This window comes from Pseudarthrobacter sp. CC12, assembly GCF_039907755.1.
Taxonomy (GTDB): Bacteria; Actinomycetota; Actinomycetes; order Actinomycetales; family Micrococcaceae; genus Arthrobacter; species Arthrobacter niigatensis.
Genome location: NZ_JARDJH010000066.1, coordinates 1 through 3,582 on the forward strand (window position 1 = coordinate 1; position 3,582 = coordinate 3,582).

A 3,582-nucleotide genomic window follows, 5' to 3' on the forward strand; every position below is an offset into this window, starting at 1 on the left:
TCCGGCGGTGACCTACTCTCCCACACCCTCCCGGGTGCAGTACCATCGGCGCTGTGGGTCTTAGCTTCCGGGTTCGGAATGGGACCGGGCGTTTCCCCCACGCTATGACCGCCGTAACCCTTGTACCCGGCCAAACCCCTGGGGGGTTGGTGGGAAGTTTTGTGGTTACAACATGGTGTTGTTATTTAGTTGTGTTGGTTCCGTGCCGTGACAACCCGTGGGGGGGTTGTTGGTTGGGAACCACATAGTGGACGCAAGCAGAGTTTTGTATGTATCTGTGTGGTGTAAGTTGTTGGCCTATTAGTACCGGTCAGCTTCACGAGTCGTTAGTCCTCGCTTCCACATCCGGCCTATCAACCCAGTGGTCTGGCTGGGGGCCTCTCACACATAAATGTGTATGGAAATCTCATCTTGAAGCGAGCTTCCCGCTTAGATGCTTTCAGCGGTTATCCCATCCGAACGTAGCTAATCAGCGGTGCACTTGGCAGTACAACTGACACACCAGAGGTTCGTCCGTCCCGGTCCTCTCGTACTAAGGACAGCCCTTCTCAAATTTCCTGCGCGCGCAGCGGATAGGGACCGAACTGTCTCACGACGTTCTAAACCCAGCTCGCGTACCGCTTTAATGGGCGAACAGCCCAACCCTTGGGACCTACTCCAGCCCCAGGATGCGACGAGCCGACATCGAGGTGCCAAACCATGCCGTCGATATGGACTCTTGGGCAAGATCAGCCTGTTATCCCCGAGGTACCTTTTATCCGTTGAGCGACGGCCATTCCACAATGTACCGCCGGATCACTAGTCCCGACTTTCGTCCCTGCTCGAGATGTCTCTCTCACAGTCAAGCTCCCTTGTGCACTTACACTCGACACCTGATTGCCAACCAGGCTGAGGGAACCTTTGGGCGCCTCCGTTACTTTTTAGGAGGCAACCGCCCCAGTTAAACTACCCATCAGGCACTGTCCCTGACCCGGATTACGGGCCGAAGTTAGATGTCCAAAGTGACCAGAGTGGTATTTCAACGATGACTCCACCCGAACTGGCGTCCGGGCTTCAACGTCTCCCACCTATCCTACACAAGCCACTCCGAACACCAATACCAAACTATAGTAAAGGTCTCGGGGTCTTTCCGTCCTGCTGCGCGTAACGAGCATCTTTACTCGTACTGCAATTTCGCCGAGTTTATGGTTGAGACAGCGGGGAAGTCGTTACTCCATTCGTGCAGGTCGGAACTTACCCGACAAGGAATTTCGCTACCTTAGGATGGTTATAGTTACCACCGCCGTTTACTGGGGCTTAAATTCTCAGCTTCGCCTTGCGGCTAACCGGTCCTCTTAACCTTCCAGCACCGGGCAGGAGTCAGTCCGTATACATCGTCTTGCGACTTCGCACGGACCTGTGTTTTTAGTAAACAGTCGCTTCCCCCTGGTCTCTGCGGCCCCGATCCCCTCCACACCGCGAAGGTGTATCAAGGTTGGGGCCCCCCTTCTCCCGAAGTTACGGGGGCATTTTGCCGAGTTCCTTAACCATAATTCTCTCGATCGCCTTAGTATTCTCTACCTGATCACCTGTGTCGGTTTGGGGTACGGGCGGCTAAAACCTCGCGTCGATGCTTTTCTCGGCAGCATAGGATCACCAAATCCCCCCAAACGGGGGTCCCATCAGATCTCAGGCACCATGAGTGGCGGATTTGCCTACCACTCGCCCTACATCCTTAGACCGGGACAACCATCGCCCGGCTCGGCTACCTTCCTGCGTCACACCTGTTAATACGCTTGCCTCCCAGGATCAGGTCCCGCGCTCCACCAAAACCCTTCCATCCAAAGGACGGTCGGGCAGGTCTCGGGCGGTTAGTATCCCCTGTTCAACATGGACGGTTTTTCGCCGGTACGGGAATATCAACCCGTTGTCCATCGACTACGCCTGTCGGCCTCGCCTTAGGTCCCGACTTACCCAGGGCAGATTAGCTTGACCCTGGAACCCTTGATCATTCGGCGGACGGGTTTCTCACCCGTCTTTCGCTACTCATGCCTGCATTCTCACTCGTGTAGGCTCCACCACTGGTTTACACCGCAGCTTCACTGCCCACACGACGCTCCCCTACCCATCCACACTCCTGAACCACAAAGGCTTGGAAAATATGTGAATGCCACAACTTCGGCGGTGTACTTGAGCCCCGCTACATTGTCGGCGCGGAATCACTTGACCAGTGAGCTATTACGCACTCTTTTAAGGGTGGCTGCTTCTAAGCCAACCTCCTGGTTGTCTGGGCAACTCCACATCCTTTCCCACTTAGCACACGCTTAGGGGCCTTAGTTGGTGGTCTGGGCTGTTTCCCTCTCGACTATGAAGCTTATCCCCCACAGTCTCACTGCTGCGCTCTCACTTACCGGCATTCGGAGTTTGGCTGACGTCAGTAACCTTGTAGGGCCCATTAGCCATCCAGTAGCTCTACCTCCAGCAAGAAACACGCAACGCTGCACCTAAATGCATTTCGGGGAGAACCAGCTATCACGAAGTTTGATTGGCCTTTCACCCCTACCCACAGCTCATCCCCTCCATTTTCAACTGAAGTGGGTTCGGTCCTCCACGACGTCTTACCGTCGCTTCAACCTGGCCATGGGTAGATCACTTCGCTTCGGGTCTAGATCACGCCACTCACACGCCCTATTCAGACTCGCTTTCGCTACGGCTGCCCCACACGGGTTAACCTCGCGACGTAACACTAACTCGCAGGCTCATTCTTCAAAAGGCACGCCGTCACCAGAACAGAGCCGGCTCCGACGGATTGTAAGCACACGGTTTCAGGTACTGTTTCACTCCCCTCCCGGGGTACTTTTCACCTTTCCCTCACGGTACTGGTCCGCTATCGGTCATTAGGGAGTATTTAGGCTTATCAGGTGGTCCTGACAGATTCGCACGGGATTTCTCGGGCCCCGTACTACTTGGGATACTCTCACAGGCGGTACAAACACATTACGGTTACGGGACTAACACCCTCTCTGGCCGGCCTTTCAAAACCGTTCACCTATGCGCGCACATCACACCCCACCAGCCCGGCAGAACTGGTACGGAAAGTCCCACAACCCCGACCATGCAACGCCCGCCGGCTATCACACATGGAACGGTTTAGCCTGATCCGCGTTCGCTCGCCACTACTAACGGAATCACTATTGTTTTCTCTTCCTGCGGGTACTGAGATGTTTCACTTCCCCGCGTTCCCCCCACGCACCCTATGTGTTCAGGTACGGGTCACCAAGTCACTCGCGCGCTCAGCGGGGTTTCCCCATTCGGACACCCTGGGATCACAGTCCGGTTATCGACTCCCCCAGGCTTATCGCAGATTCCTACGTCCTTCTTCGGCTCCTAATGCCAAGGCATCCACCGTGTGCTCTTAAAAACTTGACCACAAAGATCAAAAACAAAAAACACTCGAGAGAACCACAGAAACTGCCCCGCACACCAACAGGCGCACGAACCAGATCCAGGTTCATATTCTTGGAAATTGCTTCTTATACAAGATGCTCGCGTCCACTATGTAGTTCTCAAACAACAACCCCACACCACACACCCCACACACAC

At 54.9% G+C, this 3,582-nt stretch carries 2 rRNA genes; both read right to left on the minus strand.

Annotated features, from left to right (window positions below):
- A 5S ribosomal RNA gene (gene rrf / locus PV772_RS22715) occupies positions 1–116 on the minus strand; the annotation flags it as partial.
- Between the two features lie 163 nt (positions 117–279).
- Positions 280–3,408: ribosomal RNA gene (locus PV772_RS22720) — 23S ribosomal RNA — on the minus strand.
- Between the last annotated feature and the right edge of the window lie 174 nt (positions 3,409–3,582).